Below are 19811 nucleotides of genomic sequence, written 5' to 3'. Positions count from 1 at the left end.
CACGAGTGTACTTCCTTCTCTTCGAAACCATGCCAGTCCTCCTGACGCTGTTGTAGCAGCTTTTCGGACTGTCCACAATTTCGGGGGAAGGTCATTCCTCTCGACCAGCTCAGCCTCGAACAGTCGCCTCTTTCCTAGCTTCCGCCCCGTCGCCAACCTCCTGCGCCCGCTTGACAGCACCGCCGGTCACACGCATTCTTACAGACCACAGCATTCAGGGAGCATACAAGATGAACGGTCCTACGGAAGAACCCCTCATTCCCCGCCTGCTGGCGAGCAACGCCCTGCGCGCCAACCTGAGCAAGCACATGACCCTGAACCAGATGGCCGATTCCAAGGCGGCCATGATTCTCACCGCCTCCTCCCTGGTCACCACCATCGCTCTGACCCAGATGCAGAACCTGCCGCTGCTGACCGTTGTCATCCTGGCGGCAACCGGCATTCTGGCCGTGACCTTCTCCATCCTGGCCATCATTCCGCCACTGCATGCCAGCGGCAAAACCAACCTCTTCTACTTCCGCTCCTTTGTCGAGCTGGACGAGGACGAGTTCATCGCCAGCTTCAAGGAACTGGTCAGCAACAAGGAAAAACTCTACGAAGCCTACCTGCACGAACTCTACTACCTCGGCAAGCACCGCCTGACCCGCAAATATGCGCTGGTGCGCAACGGCCTGTGGACTCTGCTCGCCGGCCTGGTGCTGGCGGCCGCCAGCGTCCTCTGGCAACAGCTGACCTGACGGCCGGCCATGAACACCCAAAGCCACGCCATCCTCACCTGCGCCCTGCTGCGACTCTGCGGCGGCAAACGGCTGGCGAGGCTGCCGCACATCAACCTGGTCCTCTGCCTCGGCGCCCTGACCCCCGACCTGCCGATCTACCTCTTCTTTATCTGGGGGAGCCTCATCGCCCGCATTCCCCAGCAACGGCTATGGAACGAAGTCTACTTCCATCCCGGCTGGACGGCCCTGGTCGGCGCCTTCCACTCCTTCCCCCTGTGGACCCTCGGTCTGGCTCTGTGCTGGAAACTGAAAAAACCGCGCGCCGCCCTCTTCTGCGCTGCCGCCCTGCTCGGGGCGGCGGAGGATTTCTTCCTCCACCACAACGACGCCCACATGCATTTCTGGCCTCTGAGCCGCTGGCGTTTCATCTCGCCGATTTCCTACTGGAATCCGGCCTATCATGGCATTCCAGCCGCCCTGGCCGAAATCGTCGTCGTCACCCTGGCCGGCATCTGGCTCTGGCCGCGACTGGCCAGCCGATGGGGCAAAGGTCTGCTGGCCCTGGCGATGCTTTCCCTGATCGCCAACCACGGTCTGTGGGTGATGGTTTTCCGCCTTTTCTGACAGGGCGGGGGAGAGCAGGTATGATTTGAAAGAAGAGAAAAACCATTACAACAAGACGACGAGGCTCCCATGAAAAACCTGAAAAACAAGACCCTCTTCATCACCGGCGCCAGCCGCGGCATCGGCAAGGCGATCGCCCTGCGCGCCGCCGCCGACGGCGCGAACATCGTCATCGCAGCCAAGTCGAACGTCCCCAATCCCCGGCTGCCGGGCACCATTCATACCGCGGCGGCCGAAATCGAAGCGGCCGGCGGCCGGGCCCTGGCGGTCAAGTGCGACATCCGAAAGCCGGAAGCGATCGAAGCGGCGGTCACGGCGTCGGTCGAACGCTTCGGCGGCATCGACATCCTGGTCAACAACGCCAGCGCCATCTATCTCGCCGGCACCCTGGAGACCCCGGTCAAACGTTTCGACCTGATGCACCAGGTCAACGTCCGCGGCACCTTTCTCTGCTGCCAGGCCTGTCTGCCGCACCTGAAGAAGGCCGACAACCCCCACATTCTGACCCTGTCACCGCCGCTGAACATGCACCCGCGCTGGTTCAGAAGCCATGTCGCCTACACCATGGCCAAGTACGGCATGAGCATGTGCGTGCTGGGCATGGCCGAGGAATTCCGCCCCGACGGCATCGCCGTCAACGCCCTCTGGCCGCGAACGGTGATCGCCACCGCCGCCCTGGCGATGCTCGGCGGCCTGGTCAGGCCGGAGCAGTGCCGCAAACCCGAGATCGTCGCCGACGCCGCCCACGCCATTCTCTGCCGCGACAGCCGCAGTTGCAGCGGCAACTTCTTCATCGACGAGGAGGTTCTGGCGGAAGAAGGAATCGGCGACCTGGAACGCTACGCGGTCAAACCGGGAGAAGAGCTGTTGCCCGACCTGTTTCTTGACTGAGTCCGGGCAGCAGCCACCCTCAGACTGAAGGGCTGGCCAAATGCGCCGGAGGGGAGTAAAATCCCACTCCATGTGCGCCCTGCAACAACCCCGACAGACCTGGCGGTTCTCGCCCGGCCAGGTTCTGCTGCTCTATTACGTCCTGGCCATCCTGCTCGGCGGCCTGCTGTTGCGCCTGCCCCTGGCCAGCAGCGGCGAACCCCTCACCTTTCTCGACGCCATCTTTACCGCCACCAGCGCCCAGTGCGTGACCGGACTGGTGGTGGTCGACACCGGCAGCCGGCTGAGCTGGTTCGGCCAGCTGGTGGTGCTGTTGCTGATTCAGACCGGCGGCCTGGGCATCACCACCTTTTCGGTCTACCTGCTCTCCTATCTCGGCGGCGGCATGAGCCTGCGCGGCCGGCAGCAGATCGAACAGACCCTGCTGCCGCAGCCCTACGCCTCGGTGCAGGAGCTGGTCGGCAAGATCTTCCTGCTGACCATCGTCATCGAGGGTATCGGCGCGGCGCTGCTGGCCATCCGCCTGGTACCGCAACTCGGCCTGGTCCAGGGGCTGTGGAGCGCCCTGTTCCATTCGGTTTCGGCCTTCTGCAACGCCGGTTTCAGCCTCTTTCCGGACAGTCTGGTCGGCTTTCACGACGACCCGCTGGTCAACCTGACCATCATGGGGCTGATCACCGCCGGCGGCATCGGCTTTCTGGTGCTGCAGGAGCTGTTCGGCCTGACCCGCCGTCGCCAGCCGCGGCACCGGCTCTCGCTGCACACCCGGCTGGTCCTGGTCACCAGCTGCGCCCTGACCCTCGGCGGCGCGCTGCTGCTGGCACTGCTGGAAATCCCCGGCGAGCTGCGCACCATGGGTGCCGCCGACGGCTTCTGGATGGTCCTCTTCCAGTCAGTCACCGCGCGAACAGCCGGCTTCAACACCATCGACCTGAACCTGCTCGAGGTGCCGACCCTGGTACTGATCATGTTTCTCATGTTCATCGGCGCCTCGCCCGGCTCCTGCGGCGGCGGCATCAAGACCACCAGCTTCGCCCTGATCTTCGCCATTCTGCACAACCGGCTGAAAGGGGAAAGGCACACCAACATCTTCCGCCGCACCGTGCCGGACGAACTGACCACCCGCGCCCTGACCCTGGTCCTGCTGTCGGTCATCGTCTGCGGCGCGGCCATCTTTCTGCTGCTGACCGTCCAGGTGCACGGCCTGCCGGCAACCCAGAGCCGCAACGCCCTGCTCGACTACGCCTTCGAGACGGTGTCGGCCTTCGCCACGGTCGGCCTGTCGCTGGGCGTCACCGGCGAACTGCTTCCGCTCGGCAAGATGATCATCATCGGCCTGATGTTCGTCGGCCGGGTGGGCATCCTGACCCTCGCCTTCGCCTTTGTCCGCCGGGCGGGAAAGCGGCAGATTCGCTACGCTGAAGAACAGGTGATGATCGGATAAGACGCGGCCACACGTTTGCAAGGGAGTCCAGCCCATGAAAAAATTCTGCATCATCGGCGCCGGCAACTTCGGCTCGAACATCGCCCGCACCCTCTACGAGGCCGGACACGAAGTTCTGGTCATCGACAACAACCGGCAGCACGTGCAGGAGATCAGCGAATACTGCTCGGTCGCCATCGTCGCCGACGCCGCCGACAAGGAATTCCTCGCCTCTCAGGGTGTCACCGAAATGGATGCCGTGGTGGTCGCCATCGGCGAGCGCTCGCACGCCGCCACCCTGGCCACGCTCTACCTGAAGGAACTGGGAGTGAAACGGCTGGTGGTCAAGTCGGTCAACGAAGATCACGGCCGCATTCTGCGCAAGGTCGGCGCCGACGAAGTCGTCTATCCGGAAAAGGACATGGCGATCAAGGTCGCCCGCAACCTGGCCAGCCCCAACATCCTCGACATGCTCAGCATGACCGGGGGCTACGCCCTGCACGAACTCGCCCCGCCGCGGTCCTTCATCGGCAAGACCCTGATCGAGCTCGACCTGCGCCGCCGCTTCAACATCTACATCCTCGGCATCAAGGACGTGCTAACCGACGAATTCATTCTCATGCCGCCGGCGGAACGTCAGATCAAGGACAGCGACCTGCTGCTGATCCTCGGCCAGGCGGCCGATGTGGAAAAAGCGAGCAGAAAATAAAAAAGGCGGGTGCTCGACCCGCCTGAGCTTGGTTGACAACGCAGACTGCTCAAAAGACACCACTGACGGGTCTTTTTCAGCAGCCTCAGGACCGTTCGCAGTTTTCACCGGCCCACCGCTGGTAGCTTTCACCGGTCCTCACTTCCAGCATGGTTCCTTCACAGGCGACAACCTCTCCGTGCTGGTGGGTGATCATGTGCTCGACTTCGCGGATACGCCCCTGACGGACATCCTGACAGAGTTTGCGGACTTCTTCCCTTTTCATATGCTGCTCCTTTCTTCTGCCGGGCCTGTTGCGGGCCTTTCACTCATTCCATTATAGCGCAAGGACCGCATCGACGACCCGGCCGACAGCCGACCGTTCCCCACTCAGTCCGGCAGACGCTGCAGCACCGCCTCGGCCGCAGCGGCACTCGAAGCCGGATTCTGACCGGTGATCAGGTTGCCGTCGATCTCGACATGGCTGCGCCAGGCTTCCCCGGCGACAAAATCGGCTCCCCGCTCGCGCAGTTCGCTCTCGAGCAAAAACGGCATCAGCCCGTCCAGCTCCACCGCCCGTTCCTCGGCGTCGGTAAAGGCGGTCAGCCGCCGGCCGGCGACCAGCGGCGAGCCGTCGTCCAGATCGACACCCACCAGACCCGCCGGGCCGTGACAGACAGCGGCCACCAGGCTTCCATTCGCAAAGTGGGTCCGCAGCAGGACCTGCAGCTCGGGGCATTCGGGAAAATCGAACATGGTGCCATGGCCGCCAACCAGAAAGACAGCGTCGAAACGATGCATCGGCAGCGTGCGCAGCGGCATCGTCTCCATCAGGGCGGACCGCGCCTCGGCCCAGGCGGCAACTCTGGCATCATCCTCGAGCGAGCGTGGATCGAGCGGGGCGGCTCCCCCGAGGGGGCTGGCAACCGTCACCGATATTCCGGCCGCGCGGAATATCTGCCAGGGTACGGCGAACTCTTCCAGCCAGAGACCGGTGGGGTGATCGACGTCGATACAGTCGTGGCTGGTCACAACCATCAGTATTTTCCTGTCGGGTACGCTCATGCCGGACCTCCTTTCGGACCATGCGCAAGGCATCGTGCCTTCCTGTTTCAAGCATAGCGCTCTTTTCCTCTTTGGCCAGGCCTCCGGCCCGGCAAGCCGCCACGCCCCCGAGACAAAGCGGCCGGGGCATGGTAATCTCCTGTTCATGAGCACCCTGAACAGACCCGATCTCGAGCAGCCCGTCACCGACCTTGCCCAGCTGACCGACTTTCTGCGCCGCGGCGCCCGTCCCGCCGCGGATTTCGGCGTCGGTGCCGAAACGGAGAAACTGGTCATCGACAGCGAAAGCGGCGAGGCCGCCCCCTATTCCCGCATCCGCCAGCTGCTCGAACAGCTGGCCACCGACCGGCCCTGGACGGAGGTCCGGGAAGAGGGAGAAGTGATCGCCCTGCTCGGCGAGCATTCCTCCATCACCCTCGAGCCGGGGGGACAGATCGAGCTGTCCGGCCGCTTCTGCCCGGACATCCACTGCTGCGAAGGGGATTTCGCCGCCCACGTCGCCGCCGTGGTGCGCGCCGCCGAACCCCTGGGACTGACCTTTCTCGGCCTCGGCGTCCAGCCCTTCACGCCGCTGGAGAAGATCGACTGGCTGCCCAAGTCCCGCTACGGCATCATGGGCCCCTACATGGAGCGCACCGGCGACATGGGGCAGCGGATGATGAAACAGAGCGCCGGCCTGCAGGTCAATCTCGACTTCGAAGACGAAGAGGACGCCGTCTTCAAGCTGCGCCTCGGCCAGGCGCTCGCCCCCCTGCTCTACGCCCTGTTCGCCAACTCGCCCTTCATGGACGGCCGGCCGAGCGGCTTCCTATCGACCCGCGGCGAAATCTGGTCGCGCACCGACCCCGACCGCTGCGGCCTGATCCCGGCACTGTTCGCCGACGGCGCCTCCCTGGAGACCTACACCGACTACGCCCTCGACGTACCGATGTACTTCATCGTCCGCGACGGCCGCTACCTCGACCTGACCGGCCGACGCTTCACCTTCCGGCGCTACCTGGCCGAGGGCTTCGCCAGCCACCGGGCCACCCTCGCCGACTGGGACCTGCACCTGTCAACCCTCTTTCCCGAGGTCCGCCTGCGGCCGCAGATCGAGATCCGCAGTTCCGACTCACTGCCGCAGGGGCTGACCCTCAGCGTCGCGGCACTGCTCAAGGGCCTCTTCTACGACCGGGACACGGCGGAAACCGCCTGGTGCCTGCTCTGGCCCGGCGACATCGACGCCCTGCACCGGAGCTACCGGCAGTCGTGGAAGGCGGGACTGCAGACCAGACAGAATGGCCGGCTGTTGCGCGATCTGGCCCGGGACGTGCTCGAACTGGCCTGGCAGGGCCTGCGGCGACAGCAGCGCCACAACCACCACGGCTGCGACGAAACAGTCTATCTCGACCCGCTGCAACAGATCGCCGAAGAAGGCGTCACCCTGGCCGAACGCCTGCTGCGCGACTGGCGAGGGGAACGCCGGCACGACCTGGCGATGCTCAAGCGCCACTGCGCCTTCCGCCTGGAGGTCTGAAGCCGGCTGTGCATCGCCACAGTCCGGGCATGTGCCGTGCCGAGAGATGCCGTGCGGCTATGGCGGTGGGCGGCGGACGGCCGAGGCGATATCCTGCAGCCAACGTCGTCCCGTTGTGGCAGGCGGGACGGCCGACCTTCTTTCTTTCCTTACCTTGAGACAGGACCAGGGCCGGAACTGGGATACCTCCCCCGCTTCCGGCCCTATCCTTTTGCCGGGGGCGGTTCTTTTTCGCCAGCTTAAGCGTTGGCCGCCTTGATCTGACGAAAAATCCCTCGACCTTCAGCGGGGAGGGTGGGTTGGAGTCGTTCCTCTTGCCAGCTGGTTCTTGCCGACACCGCCATCGGCCGGTGGCAAAAAAGGCGAAACGCCGCAGTCCCTCCTCATTTCAACCGCTTGCACCGGCACCTTCCGGCGGGACGACCGCCGGGGGGCTGGGCAGTGCCTTTTGAGCCTTGAAAAATTTCCCCGTTCCTGCTTGAATGCGCACATTCTCGAGCCCTGGAGGAACAAAAACCATGACTCTGCCGCCGCTGAACCTGGACCAGGCCCGCCGGGCCGTCGACACCATCCGCCTGCTCTCCGCCGACATGGTGGAAAAGGCCAACTCCGGTCATCCGGGCACCCCGATGGAGGCCGCGCCAATCGCCTACCTCCTCTTTGCCCGGCACATGCGCCACAATCCGCAGAATCCCGACTGGGCCGGCCGCGACCGCTTCATCCTCTCCTGCGGTCATGCCTCGGCCCTGCTCTACTCCATGCTGCACCTGACCGGCTACGGCCTGTCGCTGGACGACCTGAAAAACTTCCGCCAGCTCGGCAGCCCCACCGCCGGCCACCCCGAATTCGGCCACGCCCCCGGCATCGAGACCACCACCGGTCCGCTCGGACAGGGGATTTCGGTCGGCGTCGGCATGGCCATGGGCCTGCGCTTTCTGCAGAAAAGGGTGAGCGAAAAGCTGTTCGACAGCACCATCTACGCCCTCTGCTCCGACGGCGACCTGATGGAGGGCGTCGCCTCCGAAGCCGCCTCCCTGGCCGGCCACCTGCGACTGGGCAACCTGGTCTATCTCTACCTCGACAACCGCATCACCATCGAGGGCGACACCAGCCTGGCCTTCACCGAGGAGGTGGCCACCCGCTACCTCAGCTACGGCTGGCAGGTGCAGCACGTCGAGGGTGAAAACCTGCAGGATCTCGACCGCGCCATCGCCTGCGCCAAGCATTCGCCGCGCCCCTCGCTGATCATCGCCCGCAGCCACATCGGTTTCGGCGCACCGACCAAACAGGACACGGCAGGCGCCCATGGCGCGCCCCTCGGCGCCGAGGAACTGGCCGGCGCCAAGGCCTTCTTCGGCCGCGATCCGCAAAAGAGCTTCGAAGTCCCCGACGACGTCCGCCGGCACATGGCCGAGGCGGTTGAACGCGGTGCCGAGCTCGAAGCCGCCTGGCAGAGCGCCTTCGAGGCCGAGCTGAAGGAGAACGAGGCCCTGCGCGACTGGCAGCGGGCCGCCGCCGGCGAACTGCCGGCCGGCTGGGACGAGCTGCCCGACTTCGCCGCCGGCGAGAAGCTCGCCACCCGGCAGGCCAGCGGCAAGACCCTCAACGCCCTGGCGGCAAAGCTGCCCTTTCTGCTCGGCGGCTCCGCCGACCTGGGGCCGTCCAACAACACGGTGCTGCAGGACGAAGGCTCCTTCACCGCCTGCACCGTCGGCCGCAACATCCACTTCGGCGTCCGCGAGCACGGCATGGGGGCGATCCTCAACGGCCTGGCCCACATCCCCGGACTGATTCCCTACGGCGGCACCTTCGCCATCTTCGCTGACTACATGCGGCCGCCCATGCGGCTGGCCGCGATGATGGGCCTGCAGGTCGTCTACGTGCTGACCCACGACTCCATCGGTCTCGGCGAGGACGGCCCGACCCACCAGCCGATCGAGCAGCTGGCCAACCTGCGGGCAGTGCCCAACCTGACAGTGATCCGCCCGGCCGACGCCAGCGAGACGGTCGAGGCCTGGAAGGCGGCCATCCGCAACCAGGGCGGCCCCACCGCCCTCATCCTCTCCCGCCAGGGATGGGCCAACTTCGACCGGCAGCAGCTGGCACCGGCCGCCGAGCTGCACCGCGGCGGCTATGTGCTGTCGAAAGAAGACGGCGAGCTGCAGGCGATCATCATCGCCACCGGCTCGGAAGTCCCCCTGGCGCTCGAGGCGCAGAAGCAGCTGGCCGCCGAAGGCATCGGCGTGCGGGTGGTCAACCTGCCGAGCTGGGAACTGTTCGAACAGCAGGACGCCGCCTACATCGAGTCGGTCCTGCCGGCCGCCTGCCGCAAGCGGCTGGCGGTGGAGGCCGGATCGACCTTCGGCTGGGAGCGCTGGGTCGGCACAGAGGGGCGGATCATCGGCATGACCGGCTACGGCGCCAGCGGCCCGGCCGCCGAACTGTTCCGCCACTTCGGCTTCACCGTGGAGAACATCGTCGCCCAGGTGAAGGAACTGCTCTGACGGTCAGCCGCCAAATCCACCACAACCAACCCCAAAAGCAACGGGCAGCCCAACCAGGGCTGCCCGTTTTGTTTGTCGGGTCAACGAGGTCGCAAGATGCCTCGTCCCGGCATCATCAAGGAAATCAGCGAAATGCCGAAGGTGACCCGGTCGACGCCACGCCCCCTCCCCCTCCATCTGTAACTGTTTTTCTCGAAGAGAGTCTGTTTTTAATCGTTCTTCAAGATACAAACGCGTTTTTTGAGATCCAAACCATTTTTATCCCCTACCTCACCCACACTCCCGCTATCTAAACAATTTTCTTGCAAACCAGCGTTTATGTAACTATATTTTTGCAAAACAGGCCTCTGGTAATTTTTTTTTGAGAACCGTAACGACTTTTTGAGGTGCGATGACATTGGACACAACACAGAACCGGCTGGCGGGATATGCGTTTCTGATCGAACAGTACGGCTTGAGCGTTTTACCAAACTGGCACACCTCCTCCGTCAGCCCAACCGGGACACTGCGCTCGACCATTCAGGATGGGCAGGTGGAATCGGTCTATTCCCAGTCTTATTGGCCTGGAGACGGGACGGGAGATCATCTGGAGTTCGCCCTCAAATATGATGGTGTCAACCTGGGAATCCTGTCGGCCCTTTTCGATGTGGTTCCGGCAGATGAGATAACGGCCTGGATCAGCTCGAAACCGACCGGAAAATACGCCCGCAGGATCTGGTTCCTGTATGAATTCCTGACCGGACGGGAACTCCCACTGCCGGACCTGACCAGGGGGAATTACACAGAACTGCTTGAGCCGGACCGTTACTACACCGCAGCGCCCGGTCGTCGCGTGCGACGTCAGAGGGTCATCGACAATCTGCTTGGCGGGAAAGATTTTTGTCCCATCATCCGGCGCACCGAAAAACTCGCCGCCATGGAGGAAATCGACCTGCGGAAACGGTGCGAAGAGGTCGTGACCTCCTATCCACCGGAGCTTCTCAGACGGGCACTGAGCTATCTCTACAACAAAGAGACCAAATCCTCGTTCGAGATCGAACACATCAAGCCGAGCGCCTCCCGGACAGAGAAGTTCATCGGCTTGCTGGAAATGGCCGAGCACAAGGACTTTTGCGAGAAGCCTCTCCTGATCGACCTGCAGAACCGCATTGTCGATCCCCGGTTCCGGGACGCGGACTACCGGGCCAACCAGAACTACGTCGGTCAAACCATTTCCTACCAGAAACAGCTCGTTCATTATGTCTGCCCGAAGCCAGACGACCTCCCAGAACTGATGAAGGGCCTGTTCACCGCTCACCAGGTGATGAAGGAAGGCGCGGTCCCTGCCATTATCCATGCCGCCGCCATCTCCTACGGCTTCGTCTTCATACATCCCTTCGAGGACGGCAATGGCCGCATTCACCGTTTTCTCATTCACAACATCCTGTCCCTGCGCGGCGCGATCCCGAAAGGTCTCATGTTCCCGATCTCCGCCGCCATGCTGAAAAATCCGACGCTTTACGATCACTCCCTGAAGGCGTACTCAAGCCCGCTGATGCGGCTGGTGGAATACGACCTGGACGAACTTGGCCAGATGACCGTGCTGGGTGAGACCGGACGTCTGTATCGGTATATCGACATGACCGCTCAGGCGGAGGCATTGTACGATTTCGTCAAACTCACCATCGAACACGAGCTGGTGGAAGAACTTGATTTTCTGGCGAATTACGACAGGACCAAGCAGGCCATTCAGGAGATCGTGGACATGCCTGACCGCCTCATCGATCTCTTTATCCAGCTCTGCCTGCAAAACAATGGTCGTCTTTCGGCCAGAAAGAGGGAATCACATTTCGTGTTTCTGACTGATGATGAGTTGGCCAGCATGGAAAACGCCGTCCGGGAAGGATACGCGAGGAACTGAGTTTCAAGGAAATGAAAGCCAATTGGGGACATTCTATCTTGCCCCCATTGCTTTTTCGGCAGATAACGTAGAATATTTTTCGCTTTTTTGAGAAGGCACGGCAGTGCCCCTCCGGTTAGAATTGTGCTTGCCAACATCATCCCTAACCGAAAGGAGAGCACTGCCGTGGAGAACGATTGTACCTCAAAACAGGACAAAGTAAGTATCCCCCGGCCAAGCCGGGGGCTTTAAGCAAAGGGGGCAGGCTTGACAAATGGGCATTCACGATTGGCTCGTGACAAGCATGCCTCCGCCCCTCACTCCCCCTTCTGCTCCGCCACCACTTCCGGCCCGAGCAGCACCGCCAGCCAGCGGGTGTTTTCGCTGGCCTCCAGCGCAATCTTCAGGGTCATGGTCAGGGGGACCGACAGCAACATACCGATCGGACCGAACACCCAACCCCAGAAGACCAGGGAAACGAAGACCACCAGGGTCGACAGGCCGACGCCCCGCCCCATCACCTTCGGCTCGAGCATGCTGCCGATGCCGATATTGAGCGCCACGTAAACCGCCGCCACCGCCAGGGCGCGGGCACCTCCGTACTGCACCAGGGTCAGCAGCACACCGGGAACGGCGGCGACGATGGAACCGATGGTCGGCACATAGTTGAGCATGAAGGCGAGCAACCCCCAGAGCAGGGGGAAATCGACGCCGAACAGGGTCAGGGCCAGCCAGACCAGGCCGCCGGTCATCAGGCTCAGCAGCGACTTGATGGCCAGGTAGCGGTTCAGGCCGCGGGCGAACTCGCCGAAAGCGTTCAGGGTCTTTTCGGTGTTGCCGAAGGCCCGTTGCAGCTTGCCGGGAAAGCTTGCCGCCTCGAGCAGAATGAAGATAACCGTAACCATGATCAGAAAGGCGTTGGTCAGGATGCCGCCGAAACTGGTCAGCATGCGGCTGGCCAGGCGCATCGCCGCCCCCGGATCGATCTGCTCGCGCAGGGTCGAGGTATGCGCCTTCAGCCCGTGCTGTTCGAGCCAGGCCAGCAGACTGGTGAACTCGTGCTGCAACCGGCTCTGGTAGTCGGGAAGCGAACTGGTGAACTCGTTGAGCGAGGTGCCGAACAGGGCGGCGAAACTGCCGCCGAGCAGCCAGATGAACAGCACCACCAGCAGCACCGCCACCGGCGTCGGCACGCGGCGCTTCGCCAGCCAGAAGACCGGCGGCGCACAGACGACAGCGATGAAGACCGCCAGCAGAAAGGGAATGATCAGGGCACTGGCTTCGCGCAGGCCGGCCACCACCACGACAAAAGCCGCCAGGCCGGCCAGCATCCACAGGGCGCGTCCGTCCTTGCCTTGAATCGTCATTTTGTTCTCACTCCTCCGGGTCCTGCTCAACCGAGCCGCAGGACCAGCAGATTGATCAGCCCGATCAAAAAACCGAGCAGACCGCCGAACAGATTGATGTACTTGAACTGCTCCTTCATGATCGACAGCAGCAGCCCCTCGACCTGGAGGATATCGAGGCTGTCGACCTTTTCCCGCACCATGCGCGATATGTTCAGGGCCTCGACCAGCGGCGGAATCTCCCGCTGCAGCAGTTCGCGCAGCACCCGGCAGATCCCCTCGACCAGCTCGTCCTGCACGTCGCCCGGCATCCGGGCCGAAAGCCGGCCGAGCGGCCTGCGCAGCGCCAGCTCATCGATCTGGCCGCGCAGCACCTCGTCAACCGCCCGCCGCGCCTCGGCGGAACATGCCACCGCCAGCAGCTTCTCGGGCAGATCCCGCCGCCAGGCGGCAAGCCGTCCGTCGGGCAACGCCTGCTGCAGCAGCTCGCCGAAGGAACGGTCGCGAATCCGGGCGAACCCGGCGTGGACCGCTCCCCGGGCCAGGGCCAGGGTGCGGGGCCCGGTCAGCAGGGCAACCGCCTGCTGCCGCGCGTAACTGCGGATGCCGTGGACCTTCTCGTAGGGGAGCTTTTCCAGGTAGGAAGCCAGGGGCCGGTCGAGAAAGGCCTCGGCCCGCTCGCGCAGCATTCGGGCCACCTGCTGCTGGGTCTGCTCCTCGCGCAGCCAGGCGGCGATCTCGTCACCGGCCTGGTCGAGAAAGCCGGGCAGCTTTTCGTAGATGCCGTCGAGGTTGATGAACCCGGAAAGGAGCCCGGCCAACCCCTGCAGCGAGTCGAGAAAACCCTCGATCCCTTCCCGCGCCCGGACGACCAGCCGCTGGCGGAATCCCGGATCGTAGAGCAGGCCACCGAACTTTTCCAGCAGCCCGGGGACTTCCTTCTCCAGCTGGTCGAGCAGCACCTCGACCAGGTCGTCAGGCAGCAGGTCCCGCAGGCTCTGCCGGCTGGTCAGCAGCCGGTCGATCTGGTCGTCAACCAGCCGTTCGAGAGCCCTGCCGACCTCGGGCGACTGCAGCAGCCGTTCGACCCTGGCATCGAGATGGGCCAGCAACTCCCGGCAGCCCTCCTCCCCCAGCCAACCGGCGAGATCCCGGCGCAACCAGTCGTCTCCCAGTCGGTCGAGCCAGGCGGCCAGCCGGCTTCGGCATTCTTCGCCTTCCAGCCAGGCGAAAACCGCCTTGACCAGCTTGCCACGCGCCTGCTCCAGCAGGTCACGGAAACGGCCGCGGAATTCGGCCGGCACCAGGCTCTCGACCGTCCCCAGCTCGCGGCCGAGAAAACCGGCGACCTTTTCCGCCACCGCCTGCCGCAATTCGCGTTGAAAACTCTCCCGCGCCAGCACCCGGCCGACATCCCCGGCAGTCAGCAGGTGGCGGCCGACGGTTTCGCCCAGGCGCTCGGCGAGCTCTCCCCGGCGGGAGGGAATGATCCCCGGCGTCAGGGGAATCCGCACCCCGAACAGGTGCCAGGGGCGCAGCGGCCGAAAGAGCATGCGGATGGCAATCGAATTGGTCAGGTAGCCGATAAAGGCCCCGACCACCGGCGGAACGAGATAGGCGATCAGCTGATTCGAATCCATGCCCTGTACATCGTGGCCGGGGGATTTTCCCCCGGCCGATTTTGTGGTTAAATATGTTCCTCGCCCGCAGATCCTGACTTCTGATCCCAACCTGAATCGGTGGGTTCACGCCCAACGACTTGCGCTATTCGCCGGTGATGAGCTCACTGATTCAGGTCCAAGGCAAAGGACGGTCATCCCATGTCGAACAACGATTATCTCATCCGGGTTCTCAGCGACGACGGCACACTGCGCGCCACGGCTGCGCTGACCACCCGGCTCGTCGCCGATCTGCAGCAACGTCACGGCACCGATCCGGTCGCCACCATCGCCCTCGGCCGGCTGGCGACCGGCGCCGCCCTGCTCGGCGCCCAGCTCAAGGGAAAGCAGCGCCTCGCCCTGATGGTGGAAAGCAACGGGCCCCTGCAGCGGCTGCAGGCCGAAACCGACGCCGACGGCGCCATCCGGGCGACCATCCGCCAGCCCCTGTCAGGCCCGCCGCCGGAGGACGGCCGCTCGGCGGTGGCCCAGGCCGTCGGCAGGGCCGGTTTCCTCCACGTCATCAGGGATCTGGGCATGAAGGAACCCTACCACAGCACGGTACAGCTGCAGACCAGCGAGATCGGCGAGGATCTCGCCTATTACCTGACATCATCCGAGCAGGTTCCCTCGGCCGTCTCCCTGGCCGTGCGGCTGAACGAAAACGCCGAGGTGACCGCGGCCGGCGGTTTTCTGATCCAGGCCCTGCCCGGCTGCCCCGACGACCGGCTGCAGCAGCTGGAGCAGACCATCGCCGCCCTGCCGCCGCTGAGCGAACTGCTGGTTGAAGGCAAGACGCCCGAGCAGGTACTGCAGCTGGTTCTGGCCGGCATCGACCACCACCAGGTCGGCCGCTACCAGCTGCGTTTCGAGTGCCGCTGCAACCTGCGCCGCATCGTGGAGATGCTGCGCGCCCTGCCCGCGGAAGAGCGCCGCGAGCTGGCCGGACGCGAGGAGGCGACCACCGTCACCTGCGAATACTGCCGCAAGAGCTATTCCTTCACGCCGGACGAACTGGCGGGACTGGGCAGCTGAGGCACCAGCTCCAGCACCTTTCCCGCCCCCGCCTCGGGCTTCCACTCTACAACCCCATCCGCCAGACCGGAGCGTCGCAGAAAGCGGTCGAGCATCTCGGCGCGGGCAGCGGCCAGAACCTGGGCGTGGTCGTCGCCATGGGGGCTGGTGGCCCGCACCGTCGCCTGCCAGCGCACCGACGGGAACCGCTGCAGCCGTGCCGCCAGCGCCCTGAGCAGGTTCAGGGCCTCCGGCCGGGGGAGCACCGCCCCCTCGGCAAACAGTCTCTGCTCGCTGTAGAAGATGACCGGCAGCTGCTGCGCCTGCACCTCGGCGCCGGGCAGGTTGATCACCCCCGCCTTCAGGGTGGCGGCATCCACCCGGGGGACGGTTTCGGTCTTCAGGTCACCGCGGACCACGGGACCGCAAGCGGCCAGGCAAAGGATCAGCAGAGCTGTCGGCAGAACGTAACGCAGCATGGTTCACTCCCTGAGAATCGAACCGAAGTATAGCAGATCCCTCCCGCTCATGCCGAACGATTCCCCTGGTCGCCGGCAAACGCCCGATGGCCGCGCAGGTGGCGGATGACCGCGTCGGCGGCCAGGCCGTTGACCAGCCCCGTCCCTAGGGCGAACAGCAGCAGCGGCGGAAAGAGGGTCCAGAGCCCCGCGTGCCGGACCAGCAGCAGCCAGGCGCAGAGCAGCTGGCCGAAGGCGTGACCGGCAGCCCCCAGCAGCGAGACGCCGATGGGGCTGAGACGGTCACCCGCAAGCCGGCGGGCCAGAATCATGATCGCAGTCGCCAGCACCCCGCCGCTCAGGGAGAGGAAGAATCCGGGCGTCAGAAACCGCCCCAGCAGCAGGGACGAGACGAGGATGCGGCTCAGCGCCACCGTCCAGGCGCCGCCGGCGTCGAACAGAAAGAGGGCGACCAGGGTCAGAATATTGGCGAAGCCGAGACGGAACCAGGGCGCCGGCGAGGGGAGAAGATATTCGAAGGTGTGCAGCGCCACCGCCTGGGCGATGAACAGGGCGAGAAAGACTTCCCGGCGGCTTTTGCGCAACCGTTCCGGATCAGCGGCTGATGAGGTCATAGTCCCTTTCCCCCGCCTCGCCGTCGCCGGTCACCCGAACCAGGATGTGGTTGGGCACGCAGGCGAGCCATTCTCCCGCCCGGTCAATCCGCCCCATACCGATGCAGACCTTATGCGGACAGGGCGATTCGGCAATCCTCACCCCGGCGCCGTCCAGCACCAGACGCGTCGTTCCCAGCGGACCGTCGATGCTGACCTGCCGCGGCGTATCGAGAGGCGCCCGGAAGACGATCCGGCCGTCCCGCTCGACCAGCACCGTGCGCCCGGAAGGAAGGAGAAGGGTCGCCAGCAGCAACAGCAGGGCGAGCGTGACCAGAACGGCGAACACCAGCCGGTCGAGAGAGGTCATGCGCGCCCAGACCGCCTTTAGCGCCATTGGATGCGCCCTTTCAGCCCCTCGGTGACCAGGGTGCGGCCATCGGCGGCGACCAGCACCCCCTCGACTCCCTCGCGCCGCAGCAGCTCGAGTCCCCGCTTTGGGCCGAGGACGAAGGCGGCCGTCGCCAGCGCGTCGGCACGGACGGCGTCGCCGGCGACCACGGTGACGCTCTGGCAGCCCCGGGCGGGACGGCCGGTGGCCGGATCGAAGATGTGATGGTAGCGCTTCCCGTCGGCCATGAAATAACGCTCGTAGTCGCCGGAGGTGACCACGGCGGCGTCCTCCAGCTCGAGAATCGCCAGCATCTCCCCCTGCCGGCGGGGATGCTGGATGCCGATGCGCCAGGGCCGGCCGAAGCGGTCGCCGATCAGCCGCAAATCACCGCCGGCGTTGATCGAGGCATGAGTTATCCCCGCCTGCCGCAACACCGCTGCGGCGCGGTCGATGGCGTACCCCTTGGCGATCCCCCCCAGATCGACCCCGACGCCCGGGGCGGCGACCCTGGCGCGGTCGCCGTCGAGCAGCAGCCTGTCGGGACCGGTCAGAGCCAGGGCCCGGCGCAGCGCCGCCTCGTCCGGAACCGCCGGATGCTCCCCCTCGATGTCCCACAACCGCTTGAGCGCACCGAGGGTCGGGTCGAAAGCGCCTCCGCTGCGCCGGTTGATGGCCAGAGACAGGCGCAGCAGCCTGGCGGTTTCGGGACTGAGAGTCACGAAGTCACGGGCGGCGGCGAGGCGGGCCAGATCGCTGCCGGGCCGCCGCGGCGACATCAGCTCCTCGATGCGCGCCATCTCGTCGAGGGCACGGTCGATCGCCGCCAGCGTCGGCTTCCTGTCGCCGAAGGCGACCACCTCGACGATGGTCCCCATCAGCATACGCGTGCGCCGCACCGGCTCCGGCCGCCGGTCGCGACAGCCGGCGGTCAGCAGCAGGACCAGAACCAGAAGCAACAGACAGGCAGAGAAGCGACGCACCCGCATGGCCGGCGACGGCAACTCAGTCGTCCTCACAGATTTCGCCGATCAGGTCGTACTCGGAGGAATCGGTGATGCGCAGGGGAACGATGTCACCGACATTGGCGTTGCCGGCGGTGATGTAGACCAGGCCGTCGACATCGGGCGCCTGGCGGATGCTCCGTCCCTGCAGCAGCAGGTCGGTCTCCTCGCTGTAGCCTTCGACCAGCACCGGCTCGATCCGGCCGACCAGAGCCCGGTTCTTGCGGAAGGAAACCCGCGCCTGGGCCTTCATCAGCTTGCTGTAACGCGATTTTTTCACCCGTTCGCCGATCTGGTCGGGCAGGGTGGCGGCCGGCGTCCCTTCCTCGCGGGAATAGCGGAAGACCCCGACCCGCTCGAAATGCCCCTCGCGGACAAAGGCGAGCAGCTTTTCGAACTGCGCTTCGCTCTCGCCCGGAAAACCGACGATGAAGGAGGTGCGCAGGGTGACGTCCGGAATCCGCCGGCGGATGCGCTCGATCAGCTCGCGCGTTTCGGCCTCGCCGACCCGCCGGTTCATGCGGGAGAGAATGGCGTCGTCGATGTGCTGCAGCGGGATGTCGAGATAGTTGCAGATCTTCTCCTCGCCGGCGATCAGGTCGATCAGCTCGTCGTCGATACCGTCCGGATAGGCATAGAGCAGGCGCAGCCAGTGCACGCCGTCGATCCGCACCAGCCGCCGCAGCAGGGCGACCAGGTTTCCGCCGTCGTTGCGCTCGGCACCGAAGGCGGTGACATCCTGGGCGATGAGATTGATCTCCTTCACCCCCTGGGCGACCAGCCGCCGCACCTCCTCTTCCACCGAGTCGATGCTGCGGGAGCGCAGGGTGCCGCGCAGCTGCGGAATGATGCAGTAGGAGCAGTGGTTGGCGCAGCCCTCGGCGATCTTGACATAAGCCGAATAGTGGGGCGACGACTTCACCCGCGGTGTACTGTGGTCGTAAAGAAAGTCGGGCAGGCCGACCGCCGCCAGCTGTCCGCCCTTTCCGGCCAGCGCCTCGTCCAGCAGCGCGGCGATGCGCGGCGCATCGCCCGTTCCCATGAACAGGTCGACCTCCGGCAGCTCCGCCGCCAGCTCCTCGCGATAGCGCTGCGGCAGGCAGCCGGTGACCGCCAGCAGCCGGCAGCGGCCCTTCTCCTTGTAGTCCGCCACCTCGAGGATGGTCTGGATCGACTCCTCCTTCGCCTCGCGGATGAAGGAACAGGTATTGACGATGATGATGTCGGCCTTCGCTTCCTCGGTGATGATCTGGTAGCGCTCGGGGGGCAGGTGCCCCAGCATCACTTCGGCGTCGACCAGATTCTTCGGGCAGCCAAGACTGACCAGCGCGACTTTGTATGTCATGTTCACCACTCTACACGCTTTGGACACCGGGCTTCGGGCACCGGTTCACCCCAAAGCCTGGCGCCTGCCTTCAGGAACGCATGTTGACGAACTGCAGTTCGAGGCCGAAATCCTGGCTCTTGAGGGTCTGGATGACTGCCTGCAGATCATCGATCTTCTTGCCGCTGACCCGCACCTGGTCGTCCATGATCTGCGCCTGCACCTTCAGGCGGGTGGCCTTGATCGCCTTGACCAGCTCCTTGCCCTTTTCCTTGGAAACGCCCTGCATCAGGGTGATCCGCTGACGCACGGCGCCGCCCGAAGCCGGCTCCTTGCCGCCGTAGTCCAGGTTGCGGACCGGCACCTTGCGCCCGGCCAGCTTGCCGCGAAGAATGGTGAGAATGGCCTCGAGCTTGTAGTCGTCGGCGGCCAGGACGGTGATGATCCCGTCCTTCAGCTCGATTTCGTTGTGCGTTCCCTTGAAATCGTAGCGCTGGGAGAATTCCTTGCGGGTCTGGTTGACGGCGTTGTCAACCTCCTGCATGTCGATCCTGGAAACGATATCGAAACTTGGCACGTGAACTCCTTGCCGATGCCCGTTGGCATCGAAGATAGGGTCGGTCGCGTTGGCGTAAACCACAGCCTTATAACACGAAACCGCCCCGGAGAGGAATCCCCCCGGGGCGGTTTCAT

19 protein-coding genes and 1 pseudogene are annotated in these 19811 nt (G+C 64.6%); 10 read left to right on the top strand and 10 right to left on the bottom strand.

The features are described 5' to 3' along the window. Positions 1 to 230: 230 nt before the first annotated feature. The 6 genes and pseudogenes from EDC39_RS10015 to EDC39_RS15850 all read left to right on the top strand — a co-directional run bounded on the left by EDC39_RS10015 (position 231) and on the right by EDC39_RS15850 (position 4366). On the top strand, positions 231 to 737 hold the full coding sequence (locus EDC39_RS10015) for a Pycsar system effector family protein (protein ID WP_148896242.1): 507 nt from the start codon (positions 231 to 233) through the stop codon (positions 735 to 737). Positions 738 to 746: 9 nt separating this feature from the next. Further along, positions 747 to 1343, top strand: coding sequence for a hypothetical protein (locus EDC39_RS10010; protein WP_148896241.1), 597 nt, complete (start codon positions 747 to 749; stop codon positions 1341 to 1343). A gap of 69 nt (positions 1344 to 1412) precedes the next feature. Then, entirely contained in the window at positions 1413 to 2234 is an 822-nt protein-coding gene (locus tag EDC39_RS10005; protein ID WP_148896240.1) for an SDR family oxidoreductase, read from the top strand. A gap of 70 nt (positions 2235 to 2304) precedes the next feature. Continuing rightward, on the top strand, positions 2305 to 3678 hold the full coding sequence (locus EDC39_RS10000; protein WP_148896239.1) for a TrkH family potassium uptake protein: 1374 nt from the start codon (positions 2305 to 2307) through the stop codon (positions 3676 to 3678). 31 nt (positions 3679 to 3709) lie between these two features. After that, positions 3710 to 4057: pseudogene (locus EDC39_RS15855) on the top strand (potassium channel family protein); the annotation flags it as partial. Positions 4058 to 4078: 21 nt separating this feature from the next. After that, a complete protein-coding gene (locus EDC39_RS15850; protein ID WP_342791322.1) occupies positions 4079 to 4366 on the top strand; it encodes a TrkA C-terminal domain-containing protein in 288 nt (95 codons plus the stop codon). An 85-nt stretch (positions 4367 to 4451) separates the two neighbouring features. Here EDC39_RS15850 and EDC39_RS09990 read toward each other — a convergent pair whose 3' ends face one another. Together EDC39_RS09990 and EDC39_RS09985 are read right to left on the bottom strand one after the other, a co-directional pair. Beyond that, on the bottom strand, positions 4452 to 4631 hold the full coding sequence (locus tag EDC39_RS09990) for a hypothetical protein (protein WP_148896237.1): 180 nt from the start codon (positions 4629 to 4631) through the stop codon (positions 4452 to 4454). Between the two features lie 104 nt (positions 4632 to 4735). After that, positions 4736 to 5410: a type 1 glutamine amidotransferase domain-containing protein gene (locus tag EDC39_RS09985; RefSeq protein ID WP_148896236.1), complete on the bottom strand. Its 675-nt coding sequence runs from the start codon at positions 5408 to 5410 to the stop codon at positions 4736 to 4738. Between the two features lie 145 nt (positions 5411 to 5555). On the opposite strand from EDC39_RS09985, the gene EDC39_RS09980 reads away from it, so the two are divergent. From EDC39_RS09980 to EDC39_RS09970, 3 genes are all read left to right on the top strand, one after another. Continuing rightward, on the top strand, positions 5556 to 6926 hold the full coding sequence (locus EDC39_RS09980; RefSeq protein WP_148896235.1) for a glutamate--cysteine ligase: 1371 nt from the start codon (positions 5556 to 5558) through the stop codon (positions 6924 to 6926). A 518-nt stretch (positions 6927 to 7444) separates the two neighbouring features. Then, positions 7445 to 9430 (top strand): transketolase, encoded by a 1986-nt coding sequence (gene tkt, locus EDC39_RS09975; RefSeq protein WP_222862863.1) that lies wholly within the window; start codon positions 7445 to 7447, stop codon positions 9428 to 9430. A gap of 391 nt (positions 9431 to 9821) precedes the next feature. Further along, positions 9822 to 11330, top strand: coding sequence for a Fic family protein (locus EDC39_RS09970; RefSeq protein WP_148896233.1), 1509 nt, complete (start codon positions 9822 to 9824; stop codon positions 11328 to 11330). A gap of 296 nt (positions 11331 to 11626) precedes the next feature. Here the strand turns inward: EDC39_RS09970 and EDC39_RS09965 are convergent, their stop codons facing one another. Then, a complete protein-coding gene (locus EDC39_RS09965; RefSeq protein WP_246140227.1) occupies positions 11627 to 12676 on the bottom strand; it encodes an AI-2E family transporter in 1050 nt (349 codons plus the stop codon). 26 nt (positions 12677 to 12702) lie between these two features. Next, positions 12703 to 14295 carry a DUF445 family protein gene (locus EDC39_RS09960; RefSeq protein WP_148896232.1) on the bottom strand — a complete coding sequence of 531 codons (1593 nt, stop codon included), beginning with the start codon at positions 14293 to 14295 and terminating at the stop codon, positions 12703 to 12705. A 180-nt stretch (positions 14296 to 14475) separates the two neighbouring features. On the opposite strand from EDC39_RS09960, the gene hslO reads away from it, so the two are divergent. After that, positions 14476 to 15348, top strand: coding sequence for an Hsp33 family molecular chaperone HslO (hslO, locus tag EDC39_RS09955; RefSeq protein ID WP_148896231.1), 873 nt, complete (start codon positions 14476 to 14478; stop codon positions 15346 to 15348). Here the strand turns inward: hslO and EDC39_RS09950 are convergent. The 6 genes from EDC39_RS09950 to EDC39_RS09925 all read right to left on the bottom strand — a co-directional run bounded on the left by EDC39_RS09950 (position 15306) and on the right by EDC39_RS09925 (position 19695). After that, positions 15306 to 15806, bottom strand: coding sequence for a hypothetical protein (locus EDC39_RS09950; protein ID WP_148896230.1), 501 nt, complete (start codon positions 15804 to 15806; stop codon positions 15306 to 15308). The two genes, hslO and EDC39_RS09950, sit on opposite strands and share 43 nt — an antisense overlap. 47 nt (positions 15807 to 15853) lie before the next feature. Further along, entirely contained in the window at positions 15854 to 16420 is a 567-nt protein-coding gene (locus EDC39_RS09945; RefSeq protein WP_148896229.1) for a Gx transporter family protein, read from the bottom strand. Then, positions 16401 to 16796 carry a NusG domain II-containing protein gene (locus EDC39_RS09940; RefSeq protein WP_148896228.1) on the bottom strand — a complete coding sequence of 132 codons (396 nt, stop codon included), beginning with the start codon at positions 16794 to 16796 and terminating at the stop codon, positions 16401 to 16403. Before EDC39_RS09940 ends, EDC39_RS09945 begins: the two co-directional genes overlap by 20 nt. Beyond that, positions 16787 to 17809, bottom strand: coding sequence for an FAD:protein FMN transferase (locus EDC39_RS09935; RefSeq protein ID WP_148896227.1), 1023 nt, complete (start codon positions 17807 to 17809; stop codon positions 16787 to 16789). Before EDC39_RS09935 ends, EDC39_RS09940 begins: the two co-directional genes overlap by 10 nt. Continuing rightward, a complete protein-coding gene (gene rimO / locus EDC39_RS09930; RefSeq protein WP_148896226.1) occupies positions 17796 to 19139 on the bottom strand; it encodes a 30S ribosomal protein S12 methylthiotransferase RimO in 1344 nt (447 codons plus the stop codon). Before rimO ends, EDC39_RS09935 begins: the two co-directional genes overlap by 14 nt. 70 nt (positions 19140 to 19209) lie before the next feature. After that, positions 19210 to 19695 (bottom strand): YajQ family cyclic di-GMP-binding protein, encoded by a 486-nt coding sequence (locus EDC39_RS09925; RefSeq protein WP_148896225.1) that lies wholly within the window; start codon positions 19693 to 19695, stop codon positions 19210 to 19212. Positions 19696 to 19811 lie beyond the last annotated feature (116 nt).

Source organism: Geothermobacter ehrlichii (assembly GCF_008124615.1).
GTDB lineage: Bacteria > Desulfobacterota > Desulfuromonadia > Desulfuromonadales > Geothermobacteraceae > Geothermobacter > Geothermobacter ehrlichii.
The sequence above is the reverse complement of the archived record's forward strand: the minus strand, read 5'-3'. Positions and strand labels throughout refer to the sequence as shown.